Here is a 24,243-nt window from a genome sequence, read left to right on the forward strand (position 1 = left end):
CGTGTTACAATGGAATGGTTCTTGCTAAAGTTTTATTTACCTTCGATTGTTGCATTTTTAGCATTTAGCTTCACTTTTTGCTTCGGTTGTTTAAGTAAGTGTTTAATCTCTTTAAAGCTTACAAAGTTTTTGTTTTCTTCATCAAACAAGCGGAAATGGATAGACTGTAAGCTAGTGCGAAGATTGATCGTTGTTGCTTTTTGTAAAGGTGGAGTCGATTCATGTGCTTTTTCCAGGTTGTAGTTAGGTACCCTTGGGCTTAAATGGTGCACATGGTGAAAGCCAATATTACCTGTTACCCATTGTAATACTTTTGGTAACTGATAATAAGAACTTCCATCGACTGCAGCTTTTACATAATCCCATTCCGATTCGTCTTCAAAATACGAGTCTTCAAACTGATGTTGTACATAGAATAACCAAATACCTAGTGAACCAGCAACGAAAAGAATCGTTCCTTGAATGATCGCAAATGCTTGCCAGCCAATTAACCAAATCATAAGCGCATACAGAATAACAACTGAAATGTTGATCAAGTAAGTATTATTGCGCTCTTTCGGACGAGCATCTTTATTATTAAATCGATTACTTACTAAAAACAATAGCGCAGGTCCTAAACCGAACATCACGATAGGATTTCGGTAGAGTCGGTAGGAAAGACGTTTCCAAAAAGTAGCCTCTATATATTCTTCGACAGTCATCATCCATATATCACCGACACCGCGTTTATCTAAATTTCCACTTGTTGCGTGATGGATATTATGTTCACGTTTCCATTTCTCATAGGCAAATAACGTAATTATGCCTGTGATTGTACCAGTAATATTGTTCGCTTTTTTATTTCTAAAGAAAGAACCATGCGTACAATCATGAAAGATGATGAAAATACGAATGACGAATCCACCGGCAATTATAGATAGAGCAATTGTGAGCCAAACAGAGATATCTAAACTCATGTAGGCTAAAAACCAAACGATAAAAAATGGTGGAACTGTATTAATGAGTTGAACAATACTCTTTTTCAACTCAGAGTTTTCAAATGGTTTTACATTTTTGCGTAATTCAAGTGTTTTTTCTCTACTCACTAGTATTCCTCCTATAAGAGAATCATTACCCTAACTATAAAGGCATCCTGCTATTATGAGTAGGCATAAACGTCAAGTCTTAAGTATGACAAGTGTCATATAGGAACCAAACAAGTAGACGCCGTAGGAATAATGCGTTGCAATGAAGTTACCGCTAGGATTTCCGCTGCAGGGCGGACGCTTTCCGCGGGGTGAGCGATGAGCCATCACCGACGCTACGCGTACGTTGTGATTGCTCATCTGTCTCACTCATCCCGCAGGAGTCGCCTCCCTTACGCTCCAATCCATGAAAATAGCTAACTAATTAGTGTCACTACTTTCAATGCAATCTTATGTAGTATGCCTAATAATAAATCCAGTAAATGGCTAAGAGCAACAAACTAGTCACTGAAAACAACCAATTCTTAAAACAACAGGTTTACTTGGAGTGAGACGACGATGAATACAAGATGTAGTTCTGATAAATGGTTGATATAAACGAGCTTTTTCCTAGAAAACACTTCACTTATTTTAAGGCAGCATATTCTAATTAGGCTTAATAAATATGCAGACACCAAATTGGCAAGAAATCCTAGCGGTCACTTAATAGTTCTTCATTACGACGCATTATCCCTAAAAAGTGGCACATCTAAAAAAGCTGACCGAATAATTCGGCCAGCTCTTTCAACTAATTAACTATCTCTTTTTAATAAACGTTCTGTTTCATGAAAATATTTTTTTCAAGCATGATAATAACTCTTCGAACCCTTGATATGACTGAACTTTAATAGCACTAGTTAAGTCTTCCGCAATGGACTGAATACCAATTTGAATACCAAATATCAAAAATTGATGTATTTAGCGAACTTTTCAGCAGTGTTATCTTTCATCTTTTGTGTAACATGTGCATACACATTCATAGTTGTTTTTATATCGGTATGTCCAATGCGATCTTGCACATCTTTTAGACTTGCTCCGGCTTCAAATAGAAGAGAAGCATGAGTATGTCTAAAACCATGAACGGTTATATCAGGAAATTCATATTTCTTTTTCAAAGTCTTCAGCAGTTCGTTTGGATATGTGGTTACATGGTAACCGTCTGTAGCTCTTTTATCTGTGGAAGTTAAAACAGGTTGGTTAGGATTGAAGGATGCATTAATTCCATACGTCAAAAGTAATTTAGTTTGCATTTTACGCCATTTTTCAAGTGTTCCTAACGTTTTATCATCCACACTTATTACACGCTTAGACTGGACTGTTTTAGGAGCCTGAACGTATTTATTAGAAGTCTCTGTTTTAGCAAGTGTTTTATTGAATCGAATAGTTTTTTCTTTGAAATCAATGTCATCCCACGTTAAAGCTAATACTTCGCCTTTTCTTCCTCCAGTGAAAGCGAGCAATCTAAATAGAACATATACTTTCATGTTTTCATTTTTTTCAATGGTATTCAAGAAATGTTCTAGTTGCTGCTTATCATAGTAATTCTCTAATTTTTCTTCTTTGTCCACTTTCGCAACTGGTTTAGGCTTGATAATTTTTCGCATTGGGTTGTCATCAATAATTTTTAATACAGTTGCATGATCCAGGACCATTTTTATATAACTGGAATACGTTCTAAAATTCACATAATGCTTGGACCATTCATTAATTACCTTTTGACAATAGGATGTATTAATCTTTTCTACAGAAAGAGAACTGAATTTTGGAAGTATGGCCCCCCTGAACATAGTTACTGTGGTATTAACGGTTGAAAGCTTCACAGTATGTCTATAGTTCTCTAACCACATTTCATATACCTCTTGAAAAGTCACCTTTTTATTCAATTTAAAACCGTTTGCTTCAATGTCTATCTCTAATCTAGCTAAAGTAAGCTTGGCTTCCTTGATGGACTTAAAACCACGTCTAGTTGTACGTTTTGGTTTACCAGTAAGAGGATCCGTACCAAGATAGACATTAAACATGTAGGCGGTTGATCCGTCTTTTTTTTTGTATTTTTTTATAGTCGTCATATTATTTCTCTCCTTGTATGTCCGGGCAGGGCAGTTATGGGAGAGTTTTTAGCTTTATTTATCGATAGAAACTAATAATTCATTTATTTTTTTTCTCCGATTACGAATTTCATCTTCTATAAGAGTTTCGAGTTCATTTTTTCTGTGAAGAGCCTCCAACAAAATTTTATCATTGTCTTTTAATCGGGTTTCATGAAAAATAATAAAGTTGGCTATTTCATTTTTGCGATCTTCATTTATATTAGTTTTTTCAAGAATTTCTTTTTGTGATTTTATTTGTAATTGAGACGATTTATAACTATTTACTATGGTTCCTATAAATTCAGTTAAGCTAATGTATTCAGATGTCGCTTTTTCTATTGGTGATTGTTCTTCTACATAACCAAGAGCATTCATAAGAGTTGTATATATTTCTTTAGCGGAATTCTCATCTCCATTAGCTAAACCTTCTGAGATGCTTTTTATAAATGTGATACTTGGATTATAGCGATTGTTTTCAACATCACTTAAATAAGTTCTTGAAAGGTTAGTTTTTTCAGCTAGTTGTTGTTGAGTTAACTTTTTACTTTTTCTAATGTTTTTCAATGTTGAACCTACATCATTTTGCATTTAGTCACTCCCTTTTTTTAATCATAAATTTAAAAAGACGGAAATACAAGTAATTTCTGTTGACTAAATGACGGAAATACAATACAATTAAATTTGTAAGATGAATAAATTTGAAAGGAAGGGAGCAAAAAGAAAATGGAAATAGGGAGTAATAAAATTGGCTCTCTTATAAAAGAGAAGAGAGTAAAAGATGGATTAAAACAATTTGAATTTGCTAAAACCATTGGTATATCTAGATCTTATCTATCTGATATTGAAAACAATAGATATTTACCAAGTACCAAATTGTTATTCAAAATTAATAATGAGTTAAAGATTTTTATTTTTATTTCGAATGACGGAAATACAATTCATTTTAAGGATTCAATTAAACTAAAGTGAGGGTAGAGAGGTGGATTACAAATGACAAGCATATTTTCCGTTGAAACTCAGCAGGAAATGAAGAATCAGATTGTGGAGCAAATCATGAAAACAGTCGCAGTTTTGGTTCAAGAAAAGAGTCAGAAGAGGTATCTGCGTGTATCGGAATGTAGTGAGTATGCTTCCGTATCGCCAGGGACACTAAAAATGTGGATCGAACGATACAACTTACCAGTGAGCTGTATTGAAGGTGTTCGCATAATTGATACAAGAGATTTAGACAATTTCATAGCTCGATTCAAAATTTAATCGCCGGGCAGGGCAAGGGTGAGGTGTTCAAGTGAAAAAACTTAATATGTACTTTTTCGGTCAACCAAAAATACATCCAAGTGATGCCGTTTATTTTTACGGGACGTATGCAGCTTGTTTAATCATTACAGCGATAGTCATTTTCTAAAAAAAGAAATATTACTCAAACTAATAGCCAAATATGACGGTGGTAACGTCAAGTCCAGAATGATAGCTTACGAAGCGGTAGCAACGCTAATTAATTAATAGGAGTGTAGAGATTATGAAACGTAATATTAGTGAAGCAATGTTCCGATTGATGGATGAATTGGATATGTTCCCAGAAACAACCATGATTACAGTGCAACGAAAAGACTTGGAATTATTGGTGACAGAAATGTTTTTCAAAGGGGACGAATGGAGTAACCAAGCATGTTTAGGCTACATGGAGAAAGCGGCCATAGAAAATGGTGTAGATGAAGAAATCATTCGGGATATAGCAAATTACATGAAACTAACTTTTGATGATACATCGGTAGAAGAAGCAGCAAAATATTATAGACAATCCTATTAAAAGGAGAGTGGAGAAAATGGAAGAAAATTTAAGTTTTACAGTTTCTATTGATATAACGAATGATGTTGAAAAAAAGGGTCAATTAACAATCTGGAAAGCAGATAGTAAAATCCCGTTACGTTCATTCAATATTGAAGCTTCCACACAGGAAGAACTTTTTTTAGCAGCGCACATAATCAAAGAGGATATCTTGAAGACAGAACAGGAGGGTAATTTATGAGAGTCAAAATTCAAAATGAATTTTTAACAGTGACTTCATGCACAGTAGGTAAAAATATTAGTATTTTATACACTGAAAATCCGCATGAAAACGTGAAAGTATTTATTTGGCGTAAAAATAGTTGTAAGTTACTTTTACAATTTAACAAAAACAGTTTAGCTGAAATTGAATATGTCGAAAAACGATTTAACGAATGGATGGTGGATAAAAGAATTTTTGAAGATAAAAAAACTCAAAATAAAAAGCCCAATACTCACGGCCATGAGTACAATTTGGGCAACTAACAAACATCATTTTTATTAGTATAGCTTAAAAACGCACTTTAATGCAACAAGGAATACAAGGAATACCACTTTTCTAGTGACGCGTTCCTTACAAGCGAAAGGGAGAAAACACAAGTCGATTTGGCAACTGTTTTTAGCGATTTAGGAATGGTCACAGAAAGGAGTGAAACAAGAATTGTTATACATCTCAAAGGGATTTAAAACAAATAAGTTAATTAAAGTGGACACAATTGATCCTTTGCAATGGATCAATAATTATAAACCTACAATAATCAGCGATTTTGATGTGAATGACAAAGTTTTAACTGATAAAGCAAAAAATAATATTTACTACTTCATTAGTGGTGAAATGGTCCAAAACGAAACGGGGGACTTCATTCGTAAAGATGAAAATGTTTTAACTAAGGATTTAATAACCATTGATTATGATGATCTAGAAATTACTGGTGATGAGTTCTTAAATCATGTTCATTCTAAACTAAATGAATTTACTTACATTGTATATGAAACGGTTAGAAGTAGATTTGATAAAGTTCGTTTCAGACTAATCTTAAAACCGGAGAGAAATTACAGCAAAGAAGAAAATGATTCTTTGATAAAACAGATTACAGATATTGTAGGACTTCCATTTGATTCATCTACTAAAACATGGTCCCAGCTGCAAGGGTTGCCTTGTGCATTCGATATAGCTTATAAACCAATCGTAAACGAAGGTAATTTATATCCAATTAAAGTCGAAATAAATGTACCCAAAGAGGTTAAAGATGTTCCGATTAAAACAGAAAAAACGACATTAAGTGCAAGAAGTACTACAACAACTATTAAGAATTATATAAGTAGAGAACGTGACCACTTGATGGTATATGACAACTCTCTATCTTGCATCATGGTTTTAGCGAAAAGCGTTCAAACTGGTGAAATCACAATTGAAGCTGCTAAAAAATATGCAACTATGATCGCATTAGGTAATAAACAATGGGAAGAAAACAATCTTGAAAAACTTGAATCTGAAATTGCAAATCCCGATATTCGAACAAATTATTCATTTATGGAAAAATTCTCTTTAGTCGCCAAACGTGATGTTAAAATTTCGACTTTTGATTGTGCTAAAGAATTAATGAAGGCTTATCATTTTGCTGTTATTGGGACAAGCGAAGATGCAAGGCTGCATGTTTACAAAGAGGATGAAGGTATATATGTAGCTAATATGAATTACATTTATCGGTTGATTTATCCTTTAGAACCTCAATTCACTGAAAACCAAGTAAAAGACGTATATTTCAAAATAAAAATGCAATGTGAAATGAAAGAGAGTATTAATTTACCTCATTTAATACCAGTAGGCAACGGCATCTATAATGCTGAATCTAAGAAGCTAGAGCCATTTTCTCCTGAAAAGGTGTTTACTACTAAAATTTCGACTAATTTCGTTAACAATCCACCAAAACCGTCTTGGGATATTGACAATTGGCTTAATGGAATAGCTTGCGGTGATGAGGAAGTGGTTAGATTGCTTTGGGAAATCATTAATGAATCCTTAAATGGTAATTATACCAGAGGTCATTATTTTATTTTATTCGGAAGTGGTGCTAACGGTAAAGGGAGTTTTCAGCAGTTGTTGATTAATTTAATAGGTGAAAAAAATGTTTCTACTCTTAAAATGCATGAAATTGGAGAGAAATTCAAAACCTATCAAATGGTCGCTAAAACAATGAACATTGGTGATGACATTGCAGGTAGTTTCATAGAAAATAACTCGACCTTACAAAGTATTGCTACTGGAGACTATATAACTGTTGAACAAAAAGGAAAGGATCCATTCACTATTCAATTAAAACTGGCCATGTTATTCAGTGCTAATGAAATTCCAAAAATCAGAAACAAAAGTAATGGTACTTATAGAAGGCTTGTCATAATACCATTCAATGCAGATTTTACGGGTGAAGTGGAAGATCCAACGATTAAAAGCGTTCGCTTAAATCAAACAGATGTTTTAGAGTATGTACTGTTTAAAGCATTGCAGTTGGATTTTGAGAAATTCACTATTCCGAATGTTGTTAAACAAAGACTTGAAGAATATAAAGAGTTTAATAATCCAATAGTGGAGTTTTACAAAACTGAATTTATTGAAGAAAAAATTGCACAAATCGAAAAAGTTCCCACGGATTTCATGTACCAAAATTATAAAGCATTCTGTGCTAATAATGGATACAATTTCAAATCGAAACAATCATTCGTTGTAGATTTCAAGGAATTGCTTGGAGATAGATATGAGAAAAAACGTGCTAGACCTGGTAAAGACTTTCTGAGTTATGTTCATTATCCGAAACAATATGACAAGTCAGTTCAATGTTTCGCTTTAAAGTAATAAATTTGTTCCGACTGTTCCAGACTTTTTTCCAACTTAAAAGGTTAGTTGGAACGTAAACAAAATCAGTAGTATCAATGGTTTAAATATGTTCGTTCCAACTGTTCCAACCTTAAATACTTTATAAATAAAAAATAGGTAGTAGTGGATATATGCATTGTCTTATTCACGACTACTACCACAAATAGTAGATACGATTTGAAGTGAAGTTGGAACGTGGACATGAATCGGCTTTAAGTTAAGTGGGAGTAGGCTCAAAACCTGTTCCATCTTTAGTCTATTAGATTGGAACAAATCTATAAATTTATGAAAAGAGGTTAATAAATGAGATTCGTAAACTTACAGAATATGGACGAAGCTACTAAAAATAAATATTTTGCTGCTTATAATGCTTTGAATGAGCTTATGAAAGTGGAAAGTGGTATTGATCTAGTAGGTAGATGTTATTCAGATGTTATACACAAGGAACGAGAAAATATATTTATGCAACGAATGGGAGTAAAGAAAACAAAAGGAGTTGCTAGTGCTAAAAGGTTAGTAGGCAAGCGAGGTAATATAGATTTGCTGATTGACAAAGTACCAGGTAGCGACCATTCGAATTTGTGGATTAAAGATGGGAAGCCATATTCTTTTACGATAGAACCATATACATTAGGCAAAAAAACTCTCGAGGAACTTATAGATTATTGTGGCGAGAATGGATTGGATTTTAATATCTCTAATCATTCATTCCACAACCCTGCTGGAACATTTCTTGTAGAAATAAAAAAATCCCACAACCCAAAATTCGGTAGTGAAAAGGAGTAACTAAAAATGACAAAACAAAACATAGTCACACTCAAAGAAACAACTTATCAAAAAATACCGGAATTATATTCAGTTGTCGAAAAATGTGTAATTTGCAAAAGTCGTCATATCCATGCTGCTGAAGAAGGTAATGTGGTTGCTCATTGTATCAATTTAAAGAATCCAACAACTTACGATTTGGTTATAGATCGCACCAATGCTGAAAATCTTCGACTAGCTGAAAAATACGGGGTGAAACTCTATGAATAAATACGATATAGCTATACTTGAAAACTATTGGACAAGGTTTGATGAATTTAAAAATAAACTTGAGAAGATAGTTCCTAATGAAAACCCAGTATACTTTTCCAATTTAGAAAGTATTGTCATTGGTCTATCAAAAGTTTATGAGGTAGTCGATGAGGAATTAAAGCAAATAATTGAAATGAGGTATTGGAATAAATCAGATGCCCTTGAATGGATTGAAATTGCGGATGAATTATTTATCTCCAGAAGTAAGGTAATAAGAAAGCGTAACTTATTACTAAAGAAAACAATTGATGCTATTGGATATGTTGCTTAGTCCTAAAAGGTGGTGCAGATATGAATCGTGCGACAATAAGTGATAAGTTCGGTGCTGAAATGGAAGCCTTAACAGCTGGGACAAGGTATGAAATAAGTAGTGATTCTGATGATCCTACACCAATATTAGAAGGATATATTCGGGAAATCATGTATTCAATGTATGTGGATGCACATAGCAAAGAATTGGCCATTCGCTATCAACGACAAATAGAAGAACATTTTTCAGAGCTATATGAATTTTCGTATGGTGTTTCCCCTTACGATTCGGAATACAGACAGTCAAGTCAAACTGAACGAGTTGCTTTGATGATTGTGGATGAGAAAGCAAGATACACTAAGCAAATTGAAAAGCTATTTGCTAAGAATAATCGTTTCTATGCTGCACTCAAAGTAGTTGATCCAGACGATAGGGAATTACTATTAGATTACTTTGAAAGAAATATGTTAGTAGAATACGAAGTTTTGCGTAGCGCATTAAAACGTAATTTAAAAAAGTTGGAAAACTTCTACCAATCCGAATTAAGAAAGGCTGAATTTCAGAACGAGGAAATAAGCAATAGCATTGAAGGAACTATTCATATCAGAGAGCCAATCAGCAGTGAGGAAAAACGTAAGAAACGTTTAGATCGATTGAGAAAGAGTATGTCTGGAGGAAATTGAAATGACTATACCAAGTAAATTAAGAGATATTGATGTGGAGTCAAATTACCGTTGGATTAAAGGTATTTACGAAACCATGAATAAAATCGATAAGTATCAAGCAATTGCTGATGATGAACAAAATCCAGAAGATATGCGAAAGGCTTTTGCTAAGGAAGTAGAGTTTCAGAAACGAGATCTAGAGGATTGCAAAGAGTTGATCAGAGGATTTAAAAGTAGTTTTAGCCAACTACTTTTTAAAAAGTATATAGAGGGCTACACATTAGAAGAAGTAGCGGTAGATATGGGTTATGTTGCCAACTCTTTAGATAACGTTCATGCTCAATTCACTAGAGCATTAAGAGAAAAGGGATTAGCTATATGAACGAAGTAAGATGTCCTAAATGTAATAAGTTAGCGAGCAAAGCAAAAGGAAACTTCAAACTGGTGAACGATGATTGTGATATACAAATACAATGTACGAATGCGAAGTGTAAGACCAAACTAAATATAAAACTCGAGAGACTCTAGAAGTCCATGACTACACAGTGATGTGTATGTTGTGGGCTTTTTCTTTTAGGTGGTGATGCTATGAGATGAAATAAGCCCCCCGGTCAAAAACTTTGGAAAAAAGCCGAAATAGCCCAGACCGGTTGGGGCCTCGTCTGTCTGAAAATATTTATAAAAACACCTTCACATTAGAGGGGTATAGGGGGAGGGGGTTACTTTAATCAGTTAGAAATAAAACAATAAATTAAAAATGGAAGAGGTTATGAAAATGAAGGTTAAACCAGAAATGTTTCTAGTTGAAACAGAAAAAGCTTTGCAGATAGTTGAGCGTAAGGTAAAAGAAAAAATGAACGAAATGACACCAAAAACTCAGGTTAAATTGTTAAATGAAATGCTCCCAAAAGTGCAGGATTTCGGGCAATACGAAGAGTTGCTAAAGAAAAAGCAACAGTTAGAATTTGAAATTCTATCAAGCAAGGGAGGGCAATTTATTCCTGATGATGCGCGAGAAAAAATAGAAAATAATCGCAAAATTGAGCTAGCAGAATTATACAAAGTTATTGATTCAAAAACAGCGACATTAAAAAAGCATTTTGATGTTATCGAAAACGAAGTGATGCCATTGCTACAAGAAATAAACCAATTGCATCAACGTGAAATTAGTTTAGGTCGTTTAGATAGGTCACTCTATGGAGAATACGGTTATGGGATTCAAGACCAGTTAGTCCTATCTCCTAAAATTTCTGCAATTACTCACCCGGATTCAAGGCGTTGTAGAGACTTAAAGGAAGTTCTAAATACATTATTAAAAGTGAATAAAGGAGTGAAATTAAGATGAATTATATGCAAGAATTTGAAAAACGGTTAGCGTATTCTCGTACACGCGAAAGTGCAGGTTATTATCCATGTAAAATTAGACCGGTTTCCCCACGCGGTAAACAAATTTTAGCTGCAATGATTGAAGCTAAAATTGAGAAACAACCAACATACTTCACGCGTTTACTTGAACACTTCGATGCAATGAAATTAAAAACAATTTTAACAGAAGAAAATTATGCGGCGATTGGTCTTGATTTTAATTTTGAAGTTAGCGCTTATGAAGCGATTCCGAGCAATATTGTTATTGCTAAAGGTCGAGCGTTACAAAATGCAGTTGAAAGTATGCATAACATTTTACGATCCGATGTTGAAGCACAATTCGGTAAATTTGTGGCATACCCTCCGGAGAAACATTTAGATTATGACGATATTCCAGATCTACGTAATCAATCGAGAGGGGGTGAATAAAGTGGTGACAAAGATTATCAAAATTAACGGAGTAATCGTTTCAGATCAACATAAAGAAATTTATGATGAATGGAAAATTGAAAACATAGCACCAAAAGATATATTCACTCAGTTACCTAAAAAGGATTCAGAACCAATCGAAATCCACATTTCAAGTGGTGGTGGCGATGCATATGCAGGCTTCCTGATCTACACGAAATTAAAAGCATATCCAGGTAAAAAGACGGTGAAGATTTTAAACATAGCAGCAAGTGCAGCTTCTATTATTGCGATGGCCGGAGATGAAGTGTTAATCAGCCCGGTTGGTCAATTAATGATTCATAACGCATGGACAACCCAAACAGGCAATCAACATGCGATGCGTGAAGTTGCGGACCAATTAGAAGAACTAGCGGAAAGTTTAGTGAATGCTTATGAGTTACGCACGAACCAATCGCGAGAGAAAATCAAAAAATGGCTGGATTCAGAAACGTATTTTTCAGCTCATAAGGCAGTTGAGTACGGCTTTGCAGATGAAGTGATGTATTCAGAAAGCCGTACACAAAATAAGGTTATCGCTGCTTGTGTGGGCATGGATGGGCTATTGAGCGCATCGGTTATTGAGGAATATATCCAGAAGAAAGAAAAACAACCAACACAAACTAAAAAAGTAACTAGACGTAGACCACTTATGTTCTAGGGAGGGATGAGAAAATGACAAATTCACAAGAACGAGTAATTTCGACAGGACAAGTTGTGGAAGTATTATCTGAAAAGCGCTCAAATCAATTAAATGAAACATTACAACTAGCTTACACATCTATCGAATTACTTGAGAAAGCATTAGATTCATATGTAACGGCAACTTCAAACAAACTACATGCAGCACAACATTATGGCGATGTGCAGAGTTGGGCGGATGAAACAGAACGCTTCACTTTAGATACAGTAAAACAATTAAATGAGATCAATGAGCGTTTAGTTGATAAAGCTAAAGAATTACACGAAAAATTTCCGAGTAACTAATTTTTAAAAATGATTTATAAATTTTATAGTCGAAAGACCTCCTAATTTTAATAGTGTCAGTCTACGGATTGGCACTACTTTTTTAATAAATTTCATATAGGCAAAAGGCGGTGAGTAAAGAGTGGGAAATATGAAGTGTGGAAGAATTCTAGTAGATGGTCATATAATTCCTGTTGCTTTTAGTTTAAATACACCAAAGATTTATAAAAAGGCGTTTAAAAGTGATTTTTGGTCAGATTTGGCGTTTGAGTCTAATCGAACAGAAGAAACTTATAATATTTCAGAAACAAATAGGCGAGCGTTACAAGTAGTTTGGTCGTACGCAAAAACAGCAGATTCAAAGATTCAACGGTTAGATCGTTGGGCAAAACAATTTAATAACGTTACAGGGGTATTTATGGTGAAACAATTAGAAAATTTCTTAATGAATGAGGGGTGAAATAAATGGCAGGAAATCGTGTTATATCCGCAGTCTTGACTTTGAGAGACCAAAACTTCGGAAGTACTGCAGGAAGGGCTGCAAATAGTACGAGGGATTTAGAAAGACGTGTTAAGAGTACAGGTAATGCAGTGGGTCGATTTGGAAAAGCGGCAACTTCCGGTTTTGCTAGCGCCGCTAAAGGTGCTGCAGGAATGGTAGCGGCATATATGGGAATCAATGCAGTAAAAAACTTCGGTGTGAGTATGATCGAAAGTGCGGCATCCGCACAAGCAATGTCATCTCAATTTGAGCAAGTGTTCTCGGGCATGGAATCGGCAGCAAATAGTAGTTTATCTAAAGTAGCAGATGAAACCGGTATCCTTTCTGGGAGGTTGAAAGGAAGCTTCTTAGGAATGGCGGCGTTTGCTAAAACAACCGGCATGGATACGGCTAGTTCATTGGGATTAGCGGAACGGGCAACAAAAGCCGCAGCCGATGGAGCCGCATTTTACGATAAATCCATTGAAGATGTATCCGAGAGTTTGCAGTCGTTCTTAAAAGGAAACTTTGCCAACGATGCAGCGCTAGGTATATCTGCAACAGAAACAACGCGTAATGCAACAGCCAATAAATTGTATGGTAAATCGTTCAAAAAATTAAGTGAGGACCAAAAACAATTAACATTACTGCAAATGGTCGAAGACGGTAACAAGTTGTCTGGTGCATTAGGGCAAGCGGCACGTGAAACGGATGGTCTTGAAAACGTAATGGGTAACTTGCGTGAATCGTGGAAACTGGTGAAAGAAAAACTAGGTGAACCAATTCTCGAGCCAGCTATAAACGGGATGAAAAGGTTGACTGATTGGATAGGCAATATTAATACAGACGCTGTTGTTGAAAGGTTTAAAAATTTTGGTAGCGTAGCAAAGAATGCCATAGAAGCATCCAAACCTGCATTGGGATGGATGAAAGATGTAGCACTTCCAACGGTTAAAGATAAACTGGTAGAAATGTATACAGCTGCAAAGCCTGGGCTTGATTGGATGAAAGATACTGCTTTTCCGGCTGTAAAAGATGCAATTGGTTTCGCTTTAGATAAAGCTGTAGAAACGTACAATTTTATTAAAGACAATTGGTCTTTGATTAGTCCGGTTATCGCAGGTGTGGTTGCATCTATAGCGGCATATAAATTAGGAGTAATGGCGATTACAACCGCAACAGCTCTTTGGGAAGGGGTTACGAGTGCAGCAAGTATAGCCACCGGAATATTAAATGGTACGTTAGCTTTAACACCTCTAGGATGGATTGTTCTTGGAATTGGTGCGGTAGTAGCTGCAGGTGTCCTATTGTACAAAAACTGGGACAAGGTAACGGAAGTATGTAAATCAATGGGTGATAGCTTAAAGGGTGTGTGGACTGATATTCAAATCGGATTTTCTAACGCCTGGAGTGACATAAAAACTGCGGCAGGGAAAAGTGTTAATTTCATGATTGACAAAATTAATGATTTCATTGGTGTTGTTAATAAAATAGCAGGAGTAGCAGGCATAGAAATTCCAATGGTCGCAAAAGTGGAATGGGGAGAATCGAGGAAAGTAGCACAAAGAGCAACTGGACTTCAAGATATAGATTCTTTTGCAGTCGGTACAAATAGAGTGCGTAGGGATATGGTAGCCAACATCCACAAAGATGAAATGATTGTACCTGCAGTACAGTCGAGAAATTTACGTAAACAAGGCGTGACGATTGATAATATTGATCGTGCATTACCAAGTGGTATTAAACCAGCGGCAACTAGCATTGAGAAGTCCTTCGTTACAAATAACGAAACGCGAAACGAGAATAATCGTTCTTTCATTAATAATACTAGAAATGAAGATAAGCGTACTGTCACAAATATCGAAACAACAAAAGCAAATAATACGAAATCAGAAAGTAAGACCTTTAATTTTGGTGACATTCATATACATGGTACTAATTTGACTGTCGCTGAAGTGGTGAATGAATTAGTACCACAATTAAAATTAAGAATGGCGAATATGTAAATTTAAGAAGGGGCTTAGGCTCCTTTTTATATTTTAAAAGAGGTTTTTGAAGTATTATGTCGAAAGTTGTAAGTGACAATCATTTCCATTCACATTATGATATTAGTGGGGAGGGGAATTAGTTGAATAACAAATCAGTAATCACACTTTTATTAATATCGATAATTGGATTCTTAGTAGCTTTATATGCTTTGTTAATGCAAGTTTTTGGAATTCAGAGTGACGATAAAGCGACGATTATTGGTGGTATTTTAAGTATGGCAGGTGGTGCATTAGGTGCTTTCGGAGCTTATCAAGTAGCTGTATGGCAGACTAACAAAGCAATTGAAAATGACCGGGAAATTAGGATTAGACAAAAGAAGGTTGAAAAGCTAGAGGAATTAAAGACTGCTTTTGTAAGCTGTTATATAACGTTAGAAGAAGTTTATAAAAAGGTATACAAACAACAGGAAATGATTAATACATTAATAGAAAAAAAGTACAATGTATTTAAAAAAGATAATTTTTTAACTAATGATTTAGAAAATGAATTTATCAAAGGTGTAATGCAATTACAAAGCTTTAAGATGATATTCATGAATAACAAAGAATATGTGCCTGCGAGGATTGATCCACTAGAAGTGATGACAGCTATGTATCGAATGACTAGTACTTTAGATGAATTACTGAATATCCATAAATTATTAATTGAAAATAATCCAATGAATATTGAACAATTCTATGAGCATTGGACAAGGGTTACATTAGATTTTCAAGATGCTAAAATAGCAATGCAAAAATATATATTTGATCCGAAAAAACATATAGATAATGAAATTCAGGAAAATTTATAATTTGATCATATTTATTAAGTCGCATCTAACCAGGTGTGGCTTTTATTATGTCTTTAAAAGGAATGTAGTTTAGCAGAGATGAAGAGTAAACGATAAGGCTTGGAATTAATGATGAATATATTAAAGTAAAAGGTGGGCTTCGGCTCATCTTTTTTAATTTCGATTTAAGAAGGATTATGGAGACTTTAAAAAGAACTACCTAGATGGAGGTGATATCTATGGAAAAAATTACGCTGACAGTATATGAAGTAGCAGAATTAATTGGTGTTTCTATTGGGACCATTTACACAATGGCTCGATTAAAGGAAATACCACATAAAAAGGTGCGTGGGCCTATTTTATTTCTCAAAGAGACTATTGAAAAATGGCTTTGTGATGATAGTGCACAGCAGCTCTAATCAATTAAAAAAAATATGAATCGAGAGGAATTATGATATGGAAAAAACTAAATATACGTTTCGTCATTTCTTTATTGTGGATGGTCAAAAGAAAGAAATAGATCCGTTGAAGGAACCTAAAGTTTCTAATCAGTGCAAACTTTTGTGGGCAAATCTAACTACTGGTAAAGAACATGTACTTGTTGAAGAAGAGAATCAATATGAGCTGCCGCATTAGACAAGCTATTGAAAAAAAGGAAATACATTGGACATTATTAATTTTGATGGACAGTTAGTAACTGATAGTCGTGATGTAACTGAAATGTTTGGAAGACCTCATGACAAAGTAATTTGTGACATCAGAAATATACCCGAACAATTAGGTGACACCAAAATTGGCGAGTCCTATTTCATTGAATCAACGTACACGAATTCACAAAACAAATAAATTTCTTTGGAGGAAATAGTTATGGTCGAGTTGCTGGAAGTTTCAGAAATAGCGAAGCTTCTCAAATGCAATAAAGTTTTTGTTTATAAACTTATCAAAAGTGGTCAATTAGTAGGTTTGAAACTAGGACGTATGAAAGTTTCTTCAATTGAGTTGGAGGATTTCATGAAACGCAATGCCGGTAAAGATTTAACAGATCCATTCAATGTTAAAGTACTAGAGATTACGAAGAGGGAGGAAAAATAAGCGTGCAGCAACTAAAGGTAGATCTAATTGTTCCTATTCCAAATGATCAATTGCTAATCTCGAAAGTTGAATTAGAAGAGTTAAAAGATAAATCACTTATCGGTGTGTATTGGTCAATGAAGGATTTAGAAGTTCGTACAGGTAAAAAAGTAGAATGGATAAAAGACAATATTTTATATCCTCCTAAATTCAAGAAAGTACTGGATGTTCATAATGGTGGGTTCGTTTATTATCCACAGGTTAAAGGGGAAAAGTGGACATTTCTAGCTTCCAAAATGGCTGAATTCTTGGAAGAAAACTTTTACTCTATTTTCAGTAGTAAGTAAATTGGTTCAGCTTAAATTAGCAGAATTGGGAGGTGAAATCATTGCGAAGAATACGGACAGTAACTTCTCTATTAGAATATCTAGATTCAATTAATTGTCCAATGAGTAGATCTACAGTCAATAAATTAATCCGAACAAATGAAATGCCGTATATCCGGGTAAGTGAACGTGTATTAATTTTTGATTTAGATGCAATTGATAATTGGCTTTCTATAGATAATCTAGACGAATAAGAGTCATCCGATACATTATCAATTAATTAGGTGAGAGCAAAATTGCGCAGTCTTGTCTATTATTGTAGTAGAAGGGAGTAGTGATAATAGAATGTATGCAGTATTTATTAAATACTTTTAGGAGGCGATATAAATGGATATTTTTAAAAAACATTTTATTAATGAAGCTAAAATAGTATTACAATTGGCATTGGCTAGAAAAATTGCTTTTAATGAAAGTGATAGTAATAAAAATACATTAAAATATAAAGAAGCTGAATCAGACCTATATAACTATCTTGTCAAAATGGATACATCTGAATTAAAATATCTAGAATATTTCATCCACAATGGTTCAAACCTAGAAAAGACTGCAAATGACTTTGATCTCTCACTAATTTCAGAAATTTTTAAAACTCCAATAAAACCAATAATTCCAGTTAAATATAGTAGGAACGATATTATAAGAGTAAATCATATAATGGAACAAGAGGACTTACATATTTATTTAAATGCAGCGATAAAAAATCATTCGTAAGGCTGTGCAAAAAAACAAAAGCAGCACCTCTTTTGTATAGGGATGCTGCGCATATTTTATATAACTACCCATGCCCGGTTATTGAATACCATTTGAATACCAAACACTTAGTATTCATTGAAATACATTGTGTAGGTAACCTAGATAAATCTGCATTGTCACTGGGTTTTGAAATTAGTTATCACTTTATTTACTGGACTTCAATAAACGTTCTGTTTCTTCAAATTCTCGATCAATCTCAGTATTAGGTTTATATGTTATTAAGCTGACAACTACTGCAGCAATTAATGCTAAAATGAAACCAGGAACGATTTCATATAATGCACTTGAAAGTGTGTCAATTGTGCCCCAAATTAATACAGTTACAGCACCAACTATCATACCTGCTAAAGCACCAGCTGAAGTAATTTTTCTCCAGTAAAGTGTTAATAAAATAATTGGGCCAAATGCTGCTCCAAAACCAGCCCAAGCAAAAGAAACAAGTTTTAATATGGTTGAATCTTGATCCCAACCAACAGCTAAAGCAATTAAAGATACAACAAGTACAGCGATACGTCCATAAAGTACATATGTTTTGTCTGGAGCGTCTGTTTTAATAACTGCTTTGTATAAATCTTCAATTAAAGCAGAAGAAGTTACAATTAATTGTGAAGAAATTGTACTCATAACTGCTGCTAAGATAGCTGCAAGCATAATTCCAGCGATAAACGGATGGAATATAATCTGCCCAAGTGCAATGAAAACAGTTTCTGGGTTTTCTAAACTTAGTTCTGGATGTTGTTGATAATAAGCAACTCCGACCAAAGCAGTAGCAATTGCTCCACCTAAGCTTAATATCATCCAACCAATACCGATACGGCGAGCCTGTTTAGTTTCTTTTACAGAGCTGATTGCCATAAAACGAACGATAATATGAGGTTGTCCAAAGTAGCCAAGTCCCCAAGCAACAGCAGAAATTCCACCAACTAAAGTAGTTCCTGCGAAAAGACTAAGATGTGTTGGGTTTACAGCTTTAATAGATTCGATGGTTTCACCTATTCCACCTGTTGTAAAGACACCCACAATAGGTACAGAAACTAGCGCTAGGAACATGAGAAGACCTTGAAGGAAATCCGTGTAACTAACTGCTAAGAAGCCTCCGAATAATGTGTAGGCAACAGTTACCCCTGAGACAATTAAAAGACCAGTGTGGTAATTTAAACCAAATGAGCTTTCAAAGAAAACTCCTCCAGATACCATTCCGGAAGATACATAAAATGTGAAGAATAACAAAATAATTAGACCGGATGCCACACGTAATAATCGAGACGACTGTTTTAAACGACTTTCCAAATAACTTGGAATCGTAATAGAATCATTAGATACTTGTGTATACACACGTAGTCTTGGTGCGACAAACAACCAGTTTAGATAGGCACCAATTGTAAGACCGATTGCAATCCAAGCTTGTCCCATTCCTGAAAGATAAATAGCTCCTGGTAACCCCATTAATAACCAGCCGGACATGTCTGCAGCACCTGCACTTAATGCGGTAACTGCAGGACCAAGCGAACGACCTCCGAGCATATAGTCTGTTAAATTAGATGTTTTTCGGTAAGAATACCACCCAATAACTAACATGGCGATCATATATATAATGATGGCTGTTAGTTGATAAGCTTCTGATGTCATAAACAATCTCCTCCCATTTTAATCATAACACGGGAGTTAATAGACTTAAATGATATATTTGAAATTACATATTTTTCCGACTATTAATTCTGTTAAAATAACTTTACGAACAATTGAAAGGGGTTTTTTCATTGAAATTTATTCATACAGCAGACTGGCATTTAGGTAAACTAGTGCAAGGTGTATACATGACAGAAGAACAACAATTTGTTTTAAAACAATTATTAGAAGCTATTGATCAAGAAAAACCAGACGCTGTTATTATTGCAGGCGATTTATACGATCGTGCCGTTCCACCTACCGAAGCAGTAAATTTACTGGACGATATACTAGCAGAAATCGTCCTAAAGCGACAGATTCCAGTGCTCAGTATTGCAGGAAATCATGATAGTCCTGGACGCTTAAACTTTGGAAGTAAACTAATGAAGGAAGCAGGATTACATATAGTCGGTCAATTAATGAAAGAGCCAAAACCAGTCATATTAAATGATGCATTTGGAGAAGTGCACTTTCATTTAATTCCGTATACAGATCCTTCTCAAGTACGCTATTTATTGGAGAACGAATCCGTTATAAGTCATCAAACGGCGATGAAAGCAATTATAGAAGTAATAGAAAAACAAGCAGACCCGACTAAAAGACATGTATTTGTAGGGCATGCATTTGTAACTCCACATGGTCAAGAGGAAGAAAACACAAGTGAATCAGAGCGTCCACTTGCAATAGGTGGAGCAGAGTATGTAGATGCAGCACTTTTTGAAAAATTTAACTATACAGCACTTGGGCATCTTCACCAAGCGCATTATGTATTAAACGAGACCATTCAATACGCAGGCTCTCCTTTAAAATACTCGATTTCGGAAGAGCATCATAAGAAAGGTTTTTTCATCGTTGAACTGGATGAAGTGGGAAATGTCGCGATAGAAAAAAGATTATTAACTCCGAATCGTGATATGCGGACGGTAGAAGGGTATATGCAAGAAATTTTGCAACAGCCAGTAAGTGAAGATTTTGTATTTGTGAAACTGCTCGATGAAACACCAATTTTATCGCCAATGGAGCAAATCCGTACGGTCTATCCAAATGCGATGCATGTCGAGAGAAAAATATTTCGTTCCACTAGTACTTCTACTGAAAGTAAGACAATGCCTCGAAGAAAAATGGATGATTTTACACTGTTTCAAGCATTTTATGCGGAATTGAGTGGGAAAATGCCTACGGAGGAAACAGAAGTACTTTTTAAAGAGGCGCTTGGACAAACGATATTGGAGGAACGGGAAGGAGGAGAAAAAGCGTGAAGCCACTTCAACTGAAAATGACCGCTTTTGGTCCATATAAATTTTCTGAGACGATTGATTTTACAGAGTTAAAAGACAATCGACTATTCGTCATTTCCGGAGCAACAGGAGCTGGAAAAACGACTATATTTGACGGTATTTGTTTTGCATTATACGGGTCAGGAAGCGGCGAAGATAGACAGGACACGAAAATGATGCGAAGCGATTTCGCTACGGATGATACACATACTGCTGTGGAGTTGGTTTTTGAAATACATAACCGTAAGTATCGCATTTTACGTCAGCTCTCGCATGTAAAAAAAGGAAATAAAAGTGCAACAGGCGAACGTTATGAATTTTTCGAAATACTAGAAACGGGAGAAGTCCCTGTAGTCGACAGACAAATCGTTTCCGAAATCAATAAAAAAATAGAAGAAATAGTCGGACTCACGCAAGACCAATTTAGCCAAATTGTGATGCTTCCACAAGGGGAATTTAGAAAACTCCTTACCTCTTCCACAGAAAACAAAGAAGCTATTTTACGTAAAATATTTAAAACAGAACCATATAAAATGATCAGTGAGAAGTTGAAAGAGAAGAAATTAGTAGCAGAAGCGGATCTGAAAAAAGAAGAATTAACGCGAAATGGTTATACCGAGCAAATTCTAGCTTCCTTTCCAGTGCGTGAATCGAGCGTTTTTGAACTGATTGAATCTAGTAGCTTTAACACGTATCAATTAGTCGAAGCTTTAAAAGAAGAAACAAATTTTTACAAAGAAAAGATTCAACTAGACGAACTTACGTATAAAGAGGCCTACACACAACACGCAACAAAACAAATTGCCTATTATGAAGCAAAAGCAATAAACCAACGATTCCTAGAGCTAGAAACAAAAGAACTCCAACTGGAAACTTTAATAGAACAGTCCGATGAATACACATACAAACAACGTCAACTAGAAGCAGCAGAACGTGCAAGCACCATCGAAACGATTGAAGCTTATTATTTAGACATAGAGAAAGAAGTACACTATAAAAAAGCGTTACTGGAATCAGCACAAAATGAAATGACTAGAGCAGAAGAAACACTTAAGCAAGTAACTACTCTGTATAACGATGAGGCAAGTAAAAAGGAAGTACGTGAAAAAAGTGTCGAAACAGTTATTCAGTTAAACGGACTAGTCCCTTTATTTGAACAATTGGAAACGAATAGAATGGAAATGTTTCAGCTAGAAAAACGTACAGCTAGTTTAAAAATTCAATTGGACGAGAAGTCAGTGCATTTCCTAAAGGAAAAAGAAACTTCCGGGAAGCAGAAAAGTGCAATAGACAAACTAGAGAATCTAGTGGAGCCGCTTGATTCAAAGGTCCAGCAACTCACCGTATTACAAGCACAGCATACAGCACTACAAGAATATGTTTTGAATGAAAAAGAATTGCAAGTATTTGCCGCAAAGGAAATAGAACAGCAGACTATTTATGGTGAAATGAAAGAAGCGTACAATGCAGAAGAACGAAAATGGATGAGCAACCAAGCAAGTATTCTAGCATCCAAACTACTACCAGGGGATCCTTGCCCTGTGTGTGGCAACAGGGACCATGATGTATTAAGCATGGATGTGCATGATGCGTCCGTGAACGAAGAAGCGTTACAACAACTAAAAGAAAAGTTGACGAAGCAAGAAACAAAATGGATAACCATTCAAGCTAAAAAAGAAGCGGCTACTAAACAGCTAGAAAAACTAGAGGGGCGATTAAAGGAGCTTCAAGTAAAAAGGCTGCAAGCTGAACAAGTGGTAGAGGAGCTCAAACAGTTACAAACGGAAGTGGATGCACTTCGAGTAGAAAAAAACAATCTTTCTTTATTAAAGCAACCTTATAAAGACTTGTTAGTAAAAGTAGAGCAATTGGAACAGGAAAAAAATCAGCTAGAAACGAACTATCAACAACAAAACGGGCTATTAGCACAAGCCAAAGCAGTATACGAATCGAAAAAAACATCCATCCCAGCTCATATTCCAAGTTTGCAGGAGCTCCAAGTCCAATTGACAGCTGCCAGAAAACAAAAAGAAGCATTAGAACATGCGTGGGAAGAAGCACAGAAAAGGCTGAAAACTGCTCAAGATGCTTGCACGAAAGCAATTTTAACGCTTGAACATGCTGAAATAGCCGAAAAAGAAATAAAAGAAAAACTTGATAAAGCGGAACGCAATTTCCAAGAGGCATTAGCAAAGGCATACTTCGAATCGATCGAAGCATATAGAGCAACTAAATTATCCGAAAGAGATCGAATGATGTTAAAAGAGCAGTGTACGACCTATAAACAAACAGTTCATACATTAACAGAGCAAGTTAGAGAAGGAAGGCAACAACTAGAGTCGAAAGTGAAGATAGAGCTTGCGCCTCTAGAAGAAGATCTCGTTCAGTTAAAGGAAACGTATGAACAAGCTTTAACCGCATTAAATAGCACAAAAGAATTTGAAAAAGCAGGTCGTATATTGGAAGAGAAGATTGCTACCACAAGTGAAAGAATCGAGAGGTTGGAGCAGCAAGTGCAACGAATAATAGATTTGTACGATATGCTACGCGGGCAAAATCATTTAAAGATTTCGTTTGAACGATACGTACAAATTGAATATTTAGAGCAAATCGTTGCTGCTGCAAATGAGCGATTAAAGCATATGTCGAATGGTCAATTCCAATTGCTTCGCAGTGAACGACAAGAAACCCATGGCAAACAAAGCGGGCTTGGACTAGACGTATATGATGCATATACAGGTCAAACAAGAGACGTCAAAACACTCTCAGGTGGCGAAAAGTTCAATGCATCGCTATGTTTAGCGCTTGGAATGGCCGATGTTATTCAAAGCTTCCAAGGAAGCATACGAATCGATACGATGTTTATCGACGAAGGATTTGGATCTCTTGACGAGGAATCATTGAACAAAGCGGTTGATACGTTAATCGATTTGCAAAAATCTGGTCGAATGATTGGTGTTATATCACATGTCGCTGAGTTGAAAGCGTCTATGCCGGCCATTCTGGAAGTGGAGAAGGTAAAAGAAGGCTATAGTAAAACGAAGTTTGTTATTAAGTGAGTGAAGTGAGGTGCTCCTTTCGATAAGAAAGGGGCGCCTTATTTTAAGTTGATTGATTACACACCCGAACTGGGCTCTCTAATCCATTTCTTGTAAAAAACTAGACGTTTTCCTCAAGGAATGCTTCGTATTTTTCACACATTCCCGGCATTCGTCATATTAT

31 protein-coding genes are annotated in these 24,243 nt (G+C 35.3%); 27 read left to right on the forward strand and 4 right to left on the reverse strand.

Annotation, left to right across the window (positions count from 1 at the left end):
- Positions 1-32 precede the first annotated feature (32 nt).
- The 3 genes from desA to ACIQYS_RS14400 all read right to left on the reverse strand — a co-directional run bounded on the left by desA (position 33) and on the right by ACIQYS_RS14400 (position 3,682).
- Positions 33-1,085 carry a Delta(5) desaturase DesA gene (gene desA / locus ACIQYS_RS14390; protein WP_402981299.1) on the reverse strand — a complete coding sequence of 351 codons (1,053 nt, stop codon included), beginning with the start codon at positions 1,083-1,085 and terminating at the stop codon, positions 33-35.
- Positions 1,086-1,906: 821 nt separating this feature from the next.
- Positions 1,907-3,073, reverse strand: coding sequence for a site-specific integrase (locus ACIQYS_RS14395; protein WP_402981302.1), 1,167 nt, complete (start codon positions 3,071-3,073; stop codon positions 1,907-1,909).
- Positions 3,074-3,127: 54 nt separating this feature from the next.
- Positions 3,128-3,682 carry a helix-turn-helix domain-containing protein gene (locus ACIQYS_RS14400; RefSeq protein ID WP_402981305.1) on the reverse strand — a complete coding sequence of 185 codons (555 nt, stop codon included), beginning with the start codon at positions 3,680-3,682 and terminating at the stop codon, positions 3,128-3,130.
- Positions 3,683-3,817: 135 nt separating this feature from the next.
- Here ACIQYS_RS14400 and ACIQYS_RS14405 point away from each other — a divergent pair, with 135 nt between their 5' ends.
- The 25 genes from ACIQYS_RS14405 to ACIQYS_RS14525 all read left to right on the forward strand — a co-directional run bounded on the left by ACIQYS_RS14405 (position 3,818) and on the right by ACIQYS_RS14525 (position 18,034).
- The gene (locus ACIQYS_RS14405) at positions 3,818-4,063 is read left to right on the forward strand and encodes a helix-turn-helix domain-containing protein (protein WP_402981308.1); all 246 of its coding nucleotides are present in this window, start codon (positions 3,818-3,820) and stop codon (positions 4,061-4,063) included.
- Positions 4,064-4,084: 21 nt separating this feature from the next.
- Positions 4,085-4,351: a hypothetical protein gene (locus ACIQYS_RS14410; RefSeq protein WP_402981311.1), complete on the forward strand. Its 267-nt coding sequence runs from the start codon at positions 4,085-4,087 to the stop codon at positions 4,349-4,351.
- A 262-nt stretch (positions 4,352-4,613) separates the two neighbouring features.
- On the forward strand, positions 4,614-4,904 hold the full coding sequence (locus tag ACIQYS_RS14415; protein WP_402981314.1) for a hypothetical protein: 291 nt from the start codon (positions 4,614-4,616) through the stop codon (positions 4,902-4,904).
- A gap of 16 nt (positions 4,905-4,920) precedes the next feature.
- Positions 4,921-5,124, forward strand: coding sequence for a hypothetical protein (locus ACIQYS_RS14420; RefSeq protein WP_402981317.1), 204 nt, complete (start codon positions 4,921-4,923; stop codon positions 5,122-5,124).
- Positions 5,121-5,408, forward strand: a complete 288-nt coding sequence (locus tag ACIQYS_RS14425; protein WP_402981320.1) for a hypothetical protein — start codon at positions 5,121-5,123, stop codon at positions 5,406-5,408. Before ACIQYS_RS14420 ends, ACIQYS_RS14425 begins: the two co-directional genes overlap by 4 nt.
- Positions 5,409-5,571: 163 nt before the next feature.
- The gene (locus tag ACIQYS_RS14430) at positions 5,572-7,776 is read left to right on the forward strand and encodes a DNA primase family protein (protein ID WP_402981323.1); all 2,205 of its coding nucleotides are present in this window, start codon (positions 5,572-5,574) and stop codon (positions 7,774-7,776) included.
- Positions 7,777-8,100: 324 nt separating this feature from the next.
- Positions 8,101-8,583, forward strand: coding sequence for a hypothetical protein (locus ACIQYS_RS14435; RefSeq protein ID WP_402981326.1), 483 nt, complete (start codon positions 8,101-8,103; stop codon positions 8,581-8,583).
- Between the two features lie 6 nt (positions 8,584-8,589).
- Positions 8,590-8,832, forward strand: a complete 243-nt coding sequence (locus tag ACIQYS_RS14440) for a hypothetical protein (protein WP_402981329.1) — start codon at positions 8,590-8,592, stop codon at positions 8,830-8,832.
- Positions 8,825-9,145: a hypothetical protein gene (locus ACIQYS_RS14445; protein ID WP_402981332.1), complete on the forward strand. Its 321-nt coding sequence runs from the start codon at positions 8,825-8,827 to the stop codon at positions 9,143-9,145. Before ACIQYS_RS14440 ends, ACIQYS_RS14445 begins: the two co-directional genes overlap by 8 nt.
- Before the next feature lie 20 nt (positions 9,146-9,165).
- A complete protein-coding gene (locus ACIQYS_RS14450) occupies positions 9,166-9,807 on the forward strand; it encodes a hypothetical protein (RefSeq protein ID WP_402981335.1) in 642 nt (213 codons plus the stop codon).
- Between the two features lies 1 nt (position 9,808).
- Positions 9,809-10,171 (forward strand): hypothetical protein, encoded by a 363-nt coding sequence (locus tag ACIQYS_RS14455; RefSeq protein WP_402981338.1) that lies wholly within the window; start codon positions 9,809-9,811, stop codon positions 10,169-10,171.
- A gap of 393 nt (positions 10,172-10,564) precedes the next feature.
- On the forward strand, positions 10,565-11,134 hold the full coding sequence (locus ACIQYS_RS14460) for a hypothetical protein (RefSeq protein WP_402981341.1): 570 nt from the start codon (positions 10,565-10,567) through the stop codon (positions 11,132-11,134).
- Complete coding sequence (locus ACIQYS_RS14465) at positions 11,131-11,583, forward strand: hypothetical protein (RefSeq protein WP_402981344.1); 453 nt, start codon at positions 11,131-11,133, stop codon at positions 11,581-11,583. The genes ACIQYS_RS14460 and ACIQYS_RS14465 overlap by 4 nt, the downstream gene beginning before the upstream one ends.
- A gap of 1 nt (position 11,584) precedes the next feature.
- On the forward strand, positions 11,585-12,262 hold the full coding sequence (locus ACIQYS_RS14470; RefSeq protein WP_402981347.1) for a head maturation protease, ClpP-related: 678 nt from the start codon (positions 11,585-11,587) through the stop codon (positions 12,260-12,262).
- Between the two features lie 14 nt (positions 12,263-12,276).
- A complete protein-coding gene (locus ACIQYS_RS14475; protein WP_402981350.1) occupies positions 12,277-12,588 on the forward strand; it encodes a hypothetical protein in 312 nt (103 codons plus the stop codon).
- Positions 12,589-12,709: 121 nt separating this feature from the next.
- Positions 12,710-13,027, forward strand: coding sequence for a hypothetical protein (locus ACIQYS_RS14480; RefSeq protein WP_402981353.1), 318 nt, complete (start codon positions 12,710-12,712; stop codon positions 13,025-13,027).
- 5 nt (positions 13,028-13,032) lie between these two features.
- The gene (locus ACIQYS_RS14485; RefSeq protein ID WP_402981356.1) at positions 13,033-15,054 is read left to right on the forward strand and encodes a hypothetical protein; all 2,022 of its coding nucleotides are present in this window, start codon (positions 13,033-13,035) and stop codon (positions 15,052-15,054) included.
- A 122-nt stretch (positions 15,055-15,176) separates the two neighbouring features.
- Complete coding sequence (locus ACIQYS_RS14490) at positions 15,177-15,887, forward strand: hypothetical protein (RefSeq protein ID WP_402981361.1); 711 nt, start codon at positions 15,177-15,179, stop codon at positions 15,885-15,887.
- 218 nt (positions 15,888-16,105) lie between these two features.
- Complete coding sequence (locus tag ACIQYS_RS14495; RefSeq protein ID WP_402981366.1) at positions 16,106-16,285, forward strand: helix-turn-helix domain-containing protein; 180 nt, start codon at positions 16,106-16,108, stop codon at positions 16,283-16,285.
- Positions 16,286-16,322: 37 nt separating this feature from the next.
- Positions 16,323-16,502 carry a hypothetical protein gene (locus tag ACIQYS_RS14500; RefSeq protein ID WP_402981369.1) on the forward strand — a complete coding sequence of 60 codons (180 nt, stop codon included), beginning with the start codon at positions 16,323-16,325 and terminating at the stop codon, positions 16,500-16,502.
- A gap of 27 nt (positions 16,503-16,529) precedes the next feature.
- Positions 16,530-16,712, forward strand: a complete 183-nt coding sequence (locus tag ACIQYS_RS14505) for a Rha family transcriptional regulator (protein WP_402981372.1) — start codon at positions 16,530-16,532, stop codon at positions 16,710-16,712.
- Between the two features lie 21 nt (positions 16,713-16,733).
- Entirely contained in the window at positions 16,734-16,958 is a 225-nt protein-coding gene (locus ACIQYS_RS14510; RefSeq protein ID WP_402981375.1) for a helix-turn-helix domain-containing protein, read from the forward strand.
- 2 nt (positions 16,959-16,960) lie between these two features.
- Positions 16,961-17,284: a DUF771 domain-containing protein gene (locus tag ACIQYS_RS14515; protein ID WP_402981378.1), complete on the forward strand. Its 324-nt coding sequence runs from the start codon at positions 16,961-16,963 to the stop codon at positions 17,282-17,284.
- A 41-nt stretch (positions 17,285-17,325) separates the two neighbouring features.
- Positions 17,326-17,517 (forward strand): helix-turn-helix transcriptional regulator, encoded by a 192-nt coding sequence (locus ACIQYS_RS14520; RefSeq protein WP_402981381.1) that lies wholly within the window; start codon positions 17,326-17,328, stop codon positions 17,515-17,517.
- Positions 17,518-17,650: 133 nt separating this feature from the next.
- Entirely contained in the window at positions 17,651-18,034 is a 384-nt protein-coding gene (locus tag ACIQYS_RS14525; RefSeq protein WP_402981384.1) for a hypothetical protein, read from the forward strand.
- Positions 18,035-18,220: 186 nt separating this feature from the next.
- On the opposite strand, the gene putP is transcribed toward ACIQYS_RS14525, so the two are convergent.
- A complete protein-coding gene (gene putP / locus ACIQYS_RS14530) occupies positions 18,221-19,705 on the reverse strand; it encodes a sodium/proline symporter PutP (RefSeq protein WP_402981387.1) in 1,485 nt (494 codons plus the stop codon).
- 131 nt (positions 19,706-19,836) lie between these two features.
- Here putP and ACIQYS_RS14535 point away from each other — a divergent pair, with 131 nt between their 5' ends.
- Together ACIQYS_RS14535 and ACIQYS_RS14540 are read left to right on the forward strand one after the other, a co-directional pair.
- Positions 19,837-21,003, forward strand: coding sequence for an exonuclease SbcCD subunit D (locus ACIQYS_RS14535; RefSeq protein ID WP_402981390.1), 1,167 nt, complete (start codon positions 19,837-19,839; stop codon positions 21,001-21,003).
- A complete protein-coding gene (locus tag ACIQYS_RS14540; RefSeq protein ID WP_402981393.1) occupies positions 21,000-24,080 on the forward strand; it encodes an AAA family ATPase in 3,081 nt (1,026 codons plus the stop codon). Before ACIQYS_RS14535 ends, ACIQYS_RS14540 begins: the two co-directional genes overlap by 4 nt.
- Positions 24,081-24,243 lie beyond the last annotated feature (163 nt).

Source organism: Psychrobacillus sp. NPDC096426 (assembly GCF_044762745.1).
Lineage (GTDB): Bacteria > Bacillota > Bacilli > Bacillales_A > Planococcaceae > Psychrobacillus.

What these genes read in the sequence shown, in the direction of transcription:
- ACIQYS_RS14395 (WP_402981302.1), bottom strand. Translation starts at nt 3,073, where the DNA reads ATGACGACTATAAAAAAATACAAAAAAAAAGACGGATCAACCGCCTAC.
- ACIQYS_RS14400 (WP_402981305.1), bottom strand. Translation starts at nt 3,682, where the DNA reads ATGCAAAATGATGTAGGTTCAACATTGAAAAACATTAGAAAAAGTAAA.
- ACIQYS_RS14405 (WP_402981308.1), top strand. Translation starts at nt 3,818, where the DNA reads ATGGAAATAGGGAGTAATAAAATTGGCTCTCTTATAAAAGAGAAGAGA.
- ACIQYS_RS14410 (WP_402981311.1), top strand. Translation starts at nt 4,085, where the DNA reads ATGACAAGCATATTTTCCGTTGAAACTCAGCAGGAAATGAAGAATCAG.
- ACIQYS_RS14415 (WP_402981314.1), top strand. Translation starts at nt 4,614, where the DNA reads ATGAAACGTAATATTAGTGAAGCAATGTTCCGATTGATGGATGAATTG.
- ACIQYS_RS14420 (WP_402981317.1), top strand. Translation starts at nt 4,921, where the DNA reads ATGGAAGAAAATTTAAGTTTTACAGTTTCTATTGATATAACGAATGAT.
- ACIQYS_RS14425 (WP_402981320.1), top strand. Translation starts at nt 5,121, where the DNA reads ATGAGAGTCAAAATTCAAAATGAATTTTTAACAGTGACTTCATGCACA.
- ACIQYS_RS14435 (WP_402981326.1), top strand. Translation starts at nt 8,101, where the DNA reads ATGAGATTCGTAAACTTACAGAATATGGACGAAGCTACTAAAAATAAA.
- ACIQYS_RS14440 (WP_402981329.1), top strand. Translation starts at nt 8,590, where the DNA reads ATGACAAAACAAAACATAGTCACACTCAAAGAAACAACTTATCAAAAA.
- ACIQYS_RS14445 (WP_402981332.1), top strand. Translation starts at nt 8,825, where the DNA reads ATGAATAAATACGATATAGCTATACTTGAAAACTATTGGACAAGGTTT.
- ACIQYS_RS14450 (WP_402981335.1), top strand. Translation starts at nt 9,166, where the DNA reads ATGAATCGTGCGACAATAAGTGATAAGTTCGGTGCTGAAATGGAAGCC.
- ACIQYS_RS14455 (WP_402981338.1), top strand. Translation starts at nt 9,809, where the DNA reads ATGACTATACCAAGTAAATTAAGAGATATTGATGTGGAGTCAAATTAC.
- ACIQYS_RS14460 (WP_402981341.1), top strand. Translation starts at nt 10,565, where the DNA reads ATGAAGGTTAAACCAGAAATGTTTCTAGTTGAAACAGAAAAAGCTTTG.
- ACIQYS_RS14465 (WP_402981344.1), top strand. Translation starts at nt 11,131, where the DNA reads ATGAATTATATGCAAGAATTTGAAAAACGGTTAGCGTATTCTCGTACA.
- ACIQYS_RS14475 (WP_402981350.1), top strand. Translation starts at nt 12,277, where the DNA reads ATGACAAATTCACAAGAACGAGTAATTTCGACAGGACAAGTTGTGGAA.
- ACIQYS_RS14485 (WP_402981356.1), top strand. Translation starts at nt 13,033, where the DNA reads ATGGCAGGAAATCGTGTTATATCCGCAGTCTTGACTTTGAGAGACCAA.
- ACIQYS_RS14495 (WP_402981366.1), top strand. Translation starts at nt 16,106, where the DNA reads ATGGAAAAAATTACGCTGACAGTATATGAAGTAGCAGAATTAATTGGT.
- ACIQYS_RS14500 (WP_402981369.1), top strand. Translation starts at nt 16,323, where the DNA reads ATGGAAAAAACTAAATATACGTTTCGTCATTTCTTTATTGTGGATGGT.
- ACIQYS_RS14510 (WP_402981375.1), top strand. Translation starts at nt 16,734, where the DNA reads ATGGTCGAGTTGCTGGAAGTTTCAGAAATAGCGAAGCTTCTCAAATGC.
- ACIQYS_RS14525 (WP_402981384.1), top strand. Translation starts at nt 17,651, where the DNA reads ATGGATATTTTTAAAAAACATTTTATTAATGAAGCTAAAATAGTATTA.
- putP (WP_402981387.1), bottom strand. Translation starts at nt 19,705, where the DNA reads ATGACATCAGAAGCTTATCAACTAACAGCCATCATTATATATATGATC.